The sequence below is a fragment of the Dietzia maris genome (assembly GCF_014144855.1).
Lineage (GTDB): Bacteria > Actinomycetota > Actinomycetes > Mycobacteriales > Mycobacteriaceae > Dietzia > Dietzia kunjamensis.
Map to the genome: position 1 here is coordinate 1 of NZ_JAALDN010000424.1, position 7236 is coordinate 7236.

General features: G+C 60.0%; 3 protein-coding genes. 2 read left to right on the top strand and 1 reads right to left on the bottom strand.

The features are described 5' to 3' along the window. Positions 1-5: 5 nt before the first annotated feature. A complete protein-coding gene (locus G6024_RS13615) occupies positions 6-1766 on the bottom strand; it encodes a hypothetical protein (protein WP_159148936.1) in 1761 nt (586 codons plus the stop codon). 144 nt (positions 1767-1910) lie between these two features. On the opposite strand from G6024_RS13615, the gene G6024_RS13620 reads away from it, so the two are divergent. Next, positions 1911-5333, top strand: a complete 3423-nt coding sequence (locus tag G6024_RS13620; protein WP_159148937.1) for a helicase-related protein — start codon at positions 1911-1913, stop codon at positions 5331-5333. Between the two features lie 149 nt (positions 5334-5482). Then, positions 5483-7228 carry an SNF2-related protein gene (locus G6024_RS13625; protein WP_159148938.1) on the top strand — a complete coding sequence of 582 codons (1746 nt, stop codon included), beginning with the start codon at positions 5483-5485 and terminating at the stop codon, positions 7226-7228. Positions 7229-7236: the final 8 nt, after the last annotated feature.

The window sequence follows — 7236 nt, forward strand, 5'->3', positions numbered from 1 at the left end:
GAAGTTCATCTCATCGGTGGATCCAGGCTTAGTGCTGACGTCAACGTAGGCACAACATCCCGCGGAAACTGGTTCTCTCCGCACGGGTAGCAAAGAACGTGGGTGACCTTCGAGCTGGACTTGTAGAGTTTCGTCAGTGCCGTGGCGAGTGCGACTTCGTCATCGCTTGGCGAAGAAGTTCGAAGGTCGTACCAGCGCCGCAGTGCACGGAGCATCTTCTCCGTGCGATCGTCCCTGCGCTTTACGTCGATCCGCACGGGGGTCTCTTCACGTACTGCTTCAAACAACCGTCGGGCTGCCTGTTCTGTGCCGATCGCGGTTGCCTCTCCGAGCCCTTCCAGACGCACCAGCTTCGACGCATCGCCGATCTGGACCACGTCATACACAGTATTCAGCCCTGCGTTGGACAGTGCCGACACTCGGATCGCGCCCTCCGCAGCCTTCCTCAGAACCTCGAGGTCCATTCCCCGGAGGGAACGGACCACATCCGCCGCGTGGACCTGTTCAGCTGATTTCTTGACGTCGGAGACCGCCTTCTTGAGCGCTCCGCCAGCATCGACGACAGCCGCCAAACCCGTCTTCGATCGTTCAGTCAGCGCTCCGTCGATGAGCTCAATCGCGTCAGCCTCCTGAACAAGGAAGTGGTGCAAACCAAGTTCCGGAGCCGTGATGGTGTTGAGACTGCGCTTCTTCTTTGAGCTGGCCGGGGTCAGCCTTTCCAGATCCGCCCCCATTGCGGTCGCCTCGCTGATGAGACCCGCGGTCTCGTCATGGATCGCCATGCACGAATCGTCACGCTGACAACCTCCACCGGAGCCGAGTGCCATCGACAGCTTGCGTGTATGGTCCCCCGCATTGTCGCGAATCGATTGGAGGACCCGACGGTCATCGTCCGAGAATCCAGCGTCGGCGAGAACTCGCAAGTTGGCCGCTAAGACGTCGTTGTCAGACTCGACCAACGGCAGCAGGCGAACAGAGCCGCTGGATAGCTTCGTCTCCACGCCATGGCGTTCCAGATCGCTTAGCCGACCGATCACCGCGCTTTCAGCGCGGTCTCTTGAGCTGAGCAGGGCCCCAGCCGACTCTTCCCATCTGGACATATCACTGAGGAGCTTCTCAAGTACCGCACGTTCGGAGCGGAGCTGCTTCTTCGCGCTGTCCCGGGCCGAAGTAATAGTCAGGTCGGCCTTCGATTCGCGTACGACCTTATCGAGTGCGATGAGTTCCCGTGCTGCCTCATGAGCTTGGGCGCACATGTTGTTCTCGCATAACTGGGCGTTGCCGAAGCGCCTCACCTGAGTCAGCGTCGGGCTGGCGGATTGAAGGAACAGCTCGCAGGTCTCCCAGCGTGCCGCCGAAAGCACACCGGACCTAGTGATCGGCATATGCGCCACATCGGAGAACGTTCCCCGCGCTACCGCTTCCAGATCGCTGAGTCTCTTCAGTGCTGACTCGAGCTCCGCGCGCTCCGCGCCCAGGCGACGTTGAAGATCATCTGCGTATCGGGTCAGAGCTATGTCGGCGCCAACTTCACCGACACGCTGATGGAATGCCAAGAGCCGCTGGCCGGCGGCATGCGCGGGCTCGAGCTTCTTTCTTCCTGAGAATAATGTGACTCTAGTGACGGGTTCAGCCGTGTCCAGGTCCCCGGAGAGGACGACCTTGGCAAGTACGTCCAGGAACGGTAGTTCAACAGCCGGGTCGTAGCCGGCGGAAATGGGCAAGTGTGAGGATTGGTGGCGAACCGTGTCGGCCAAGGTAGCCATCTCTCGGATATCTCCGATGACACCACTCAGCCGCTTGCGTCCATCTCGATTCAACTGCCACCCCTTGGACGATCGTTTAAGAACAAGCTTAACTGGACCGTGCCGGCGTGCGAAACGCGCCACAGCGGCCGCAGAGGAGCAGAAGTGAAACTCGAAGAACTGATCTCAGGTATCAAGCTCACGGGGCTCGTTCCTCACGAGGTGGTCCAAGTGATCTACGCACAACCGCACGGACCGGACACCGTCGAGATCACATACAAGACCTCTTCCGGGGGCGTTGACCAACGGATCGTGTTTCGTCGCCACGAGTCGGAGCTGTCCATCACGACCTCCGGGAGTCGTGCCTTCGACGCCGATGCGTCAGAGTTCAAGCTGGTTGCCGAGGCGCAGCGCATCAAGCTCGCCGGCGCATACGACCCCATGCTCGCCGTGGCGACAAGCAACGTGCAGCCGCTACCCCACCAGATTCGCGCGGTATACGGAGAGCTTCTTCCCCGGACGCCGCTTCGATTTCTCCTTGCAGATGATCCCGGCGCGGGAAAGACCATCATGGCGGGGCTCTACATCAAGGAGCTAATCCTCCGAGAGGACGTTCAACGTTGCCTGATCGTGGCTCCGGGCGGTCTTGTCGAACAGTGGCAGGACGAGCTCTTCTTCAAATTCGGTCTCAGCTTCGACATACTCACCACGGAGATGATCGAGGCCGGCAGCAACATCAACGTCTTCCAGAAGAACTCGCTGCTCATCGCGCGGATGGACCAGATTTCTCGAAACGAGTCGTTACAGCGACTACTCCAAGAATCGCACTGGGACCTGACCGTCGTCGACGAGGCACACCGGATGGGCGCCCACTACTTCGGCAACAAGCTCGAGAAGACCAAGCGCTTCCAGTTGGGCGAGCTCCTCGGCGAGATCTCACGGCATTTCCTCCTCATGACCGCCACCCCGCACTCGGGCAAGGAAGGCGACTTCCAGCTCTTGCTCAGCCTCCTGGACAAGGACCGGTTCACCGGCAAGCGTGAAACCGCCGTCGACACCAGTGACGTGATGCGAAGGATGGTCAAGGAGGACCTTCTGACCTTTGAGGGTCGCAGGCTTTTCCCAGAGCGCGTGGCCGAGTCGATTCCATATGAGTTGACCAACCTAGAAATGGCGCTGTACGACCAAGTCACGGACTACGTCCGCAATGGCATGAACCGCGCAGCGAACCTCTTGGACGGCAAACGTAGAAACACCATCGGGTTCGCGCTCACCGTTCTTCAGCGGCGACTCGCGTCCAGCCCGGAGGCCATCCTGCGAAGCCTCCTCAGGCGCGCAGACCGCCTGGCCAAGACCAAGACGGCCATCGCGGACGGGACATATCGTCGACCGATTCCGGCGCTCGAAGTCGGGGCGATCGATTCCGACTCCTATCTCTCCAGCGAGATCGAGGAGTTCGAGGAAAGTGTGCTCGATGCCGCGACCGCGGCTGAGTCGATCGCCGAACTCGACGCGGAGATCGCCGAACTCACGTCCCTGGCGCGAGTTGCACAGCGACTACTCGATAGCGGCGAGGACAAGAAGTGGTCCGAGCTCCAGCAGATCCTCGAAACGAACGTCATCCCGCTGGATGACACAGGGAGGCCTCGCAAGCTCATCATCTTCACCGAGCATCGGGACACCCTGAACTACCTGACCGTCCGGATCGAGACGCTGATCCGCCGGCCAGGTGCGGTGGTCGCGATTCATGGTGGCGTCCGTCGAACCGAACGGCGCGCCGTCACAGAGGAGTTCACCAAGAACCCTGCCTGCCAGATCATGATTGCGACCGATGCCGCGGGCGAAGGCATTAACCTCCAGGCTGCTCACCTGATGGTGAACTATGACCTGCCATGGAATCCCAACCGCATTGAACAGCGTTTCGGCAGAATTCACCGCATCGGCCAGACACAGGTATGCAGGCTGTGGAATCTGGTCGCCTCCAACACGCGCGAGGGTGAGGTCTTCGCGGCGCTGCTGGGCAAGATCGACGAACAGCGGCGCGCCTATGGGGGGAAGGTCTTTGACGTCCTGGGCGCTGCATTCACCGACACGACCCTCCGCGAACTACTCATTGAGGCGATCCGCTACGGCGAGAGCCCAGAAGTAAAAGCGCGGATGCACGAGGTTATCGACCACGAAATTGCGGAGGGGATACAGGATCTCCTCGATGAGACCGCCTTGGCATCAGAGTCGATGTCGAGAAGCGACCTTGCGACCCTTCAGGCAGCAATGGATGAGGCGCGAGCGCGCCGACTTCAACCGCACTACATCGAGTTGGCGTTCAAGACGGCACTCGGTCGTTTCGGGGGAAAACTTGCCCGCCGCGAGAGAGGCCGCTACGAGATCGCCAACGTGCCGGCCATGTTCCGCAACACGAACATCGGCCCGGTTGCGTCGCGCTACGAGAGAGTGACGTTCGACCTCGATGCCGTGCAGCCTGAGGGTTCATTGCGTGCAGATCTCCTCGCCCCCGGGCATCCGCTTCACGACTCCGTCATGGAACACACCGTGACCACCTTGGCCGGGATTCTCAATCGCGGGACGGTTCTAATCTCTTCTGACATCGATGAGCCGCTGATGCTCGTCGGCGTTGTGGAGGAAATCGTTGACGGCACCGGGCAGATCATCTCCCGACGCTTCAGCTATGCCTACGCCTGCGCTGACGGCAGCGTTCGCGACGCTGGGCCTGCCCCCTATCTCGACTGTGTAGCCGCACCGGACCACCCTGCCGTCCAGGAGGCAAAGGCCCTACCGTGGCTGGAGGATGCCGAATCAAAAGCAGTCAGCTGGATCATCACCCACCGCTTACCGGAGTACTTGGAGGAAGTTCGGCCGCAACGAGCTGGCGATCTCGAAAAACAGCGCGTGCTTGTCACGGCGCGGCTCGAGTTCGAGCGCGAACGGCTACTCCGAGAGGTGCGTGTCGCGGAGCAGAAGGAGCGCGCCGGAGAGAAGCCTCAGGAGTCTGCAGCCAGCTTGGGCGGCAAGGCCGCCGCCCTTCAGACGCGGCTTGATCAACGACTCGACCTGATCAGCCGTCAATCGCACATGGATAACAAACCGCCGCTGGTCGTTTCGGCTGCGTTGGTCCTGCCGGCGGCGCTAGTCGCCGGGTCACTGCCGACGCTCGCTAACCACCCTTTCGCAGTTGCTGCACCACGCCAGGAAAAGCAGAACGCGATCGATGCAGTTTTGGACTCCGAGCGCGCTATCGGGAGGCGGCCTTACCAACGAACTGTTGGCGATCCCGCCTACGATATTCTTTCGACTGACCCCTCCACCGGCGAGACGTTCCGGTTACTGGTAACGCCGCTAACCGCGGGCACCAACGGCTACGCCGTGTCCCACAACCAAGTGTTGACGGCAAAGAACTCGCAGCCCCGGTACCGGCTTGCGCTGGTGGCGGGCAGCCCAGGCCATGGTGGGACGCATGAGGTTCGCTATCTCGACAACCCGTTTTCCAAGGTTGACATGTCGGACTTTGACACGGTGTTCCATCACTTTGATCCTCGTGAAGCATGGAATCGCGCCAAGGTCCCCTTCTAGACATTGCAGCGCATACCCAGCGACGCTTGTGGACACCCTTGCGGAATAGAAGGACGCTGCAAGCCAGACACCCCCACCCAGGTCGCGGTGTGACACGAGGAAATCACCTAACCTGTGACTTCGGGCTGCATTCAACGGAAAGAAGCACCATGGAGATCATCGACAACGTCAATCGCCTGCTCGGCGACGACCTCCGCGAGACTATTGCACCGGGCTCCAAGGTCCGCATCGCCGCGTCGACGTTCTCGATCTTCGCCTTTGAGGCACTCATGGAAGAACTCCGCAAGATCGACGAGTTGCAATTCGTCTTCACTTCACCCACCTTCGTCAATGGCGAGTCGACCGATCGGCTCCGCAAAGAGAAGCGGCGGTATTTCATCCCCGCCACACCTCCCGAAGCGAACCTGGCCGGCACCGAGTTCGAGATCCGCCTCCGGAACAAGCTCACGCAGAAGGCCATTGCTCGTGAATGTGCCTCGTGGATCCGGGAGAAGGTTCGCTTCAAGACAAACGCCACGTCCGGGGCCATGCAGACCGTGGCCCTGATAGACGATGCTGTGGCTTACACCCCCCTCCAGGGATTCACGACCACCGATCTCGGATTCGAGAGGGGCGACGCGCTGTCAAACTACGTGAACAAGTTCGACGACGCCCCCGTGGCCGCTCAGTACCTTCAACTCTTCGAGACCATTTGGAACGACTCTTCTCGACTCGAAGATGTCACCGATGCCGTGCACGAGCACATCTCGACCGCGTACGCCGAGAACTCCCCGGCATCGATCTACTTCCTCATCCTCTACAACGTGTTCGCCGAGTTCTTGGACGACATCAGCGAGGACGTCCTTCCCAACGATCGGACCGGTTACCTCGATTCCTTGGTGTGGAAGAGCCTCTACAACTTCCAGCGCGACGCGGCAACGGGAATTATCAACAAGCTGGAGACCTTTAATGGCTGCATCTTGGCCGACAGCGTCGGCCTAGGAAAGACGTTCACTGCACTCGCGGTGATCAAATATTATGAGTTGCGGAATAAATCAGTGCTGGTGCTTGCGCCTAAGAAGCTCGCCGAGAACTGGACCAACTACAACGCCAACCTCACCACCAATATTTTCGCTGGCGACCGTTTCAACTACGACGTCCTCGCCCATACCGATCTATCCCGGACACGCGGGGAATCACTCGGCATCCGGCTCGACCGCATCAATTGGGGCAACTACGACCTGGTGGTGATCGACGAGTCCCACAACTTCCGAAATGCCGATTATTCGGAGGAGAAGGAGTCTCGTTACCAGCGCCTGATGCGGCAGGTTATCCGGGAAGGCGTCAAGACCAAGGTCCTCATGCTGTCGGCAACCCCGGTCAACAATCGATTCACCGACCTTAAGAACCAGCTCCAGCTCTCCTACGAAGGCGAGCCCGAGCAGTTCGCCGCGAGCCTCGGCATCTCGGCAACCATCGACACAGTATTCCGGGACGCCCAACGAGCCTTTAACGAGTGGTCCGACCTCCCAGTGGAAGATCGCACCACCGAGCGAATCCTCTCCATGCTCGATTTCGACTTTTTCGAACTTCTCGACGCGGTGACCATTGCCCGATCCCGCAAGCACATTCAGGCCTTCTACGACATGTCGGACATCGGCGCGTTCCCTCGACGCCTCCCCCCGGTCTCCCTACGCCCCGCTCTGAGCGAGCTACCCCAGGCGCCCACCTACAACGAGATATTCGACCAGCTCCAGGAACTCACTCTTGCGGTTTACACTCCGCTGAGCTACGTCTTCCCGAGCCGGATCGGCAAGTACCTGGACAAATACAACGTCACGGGCGGGACGGCCCGCTCAAATATCGGCCAAGTGGGTCGCGAGCAGGGACTTAACCTGGATCCACCGATGAGATGAACTTCTAG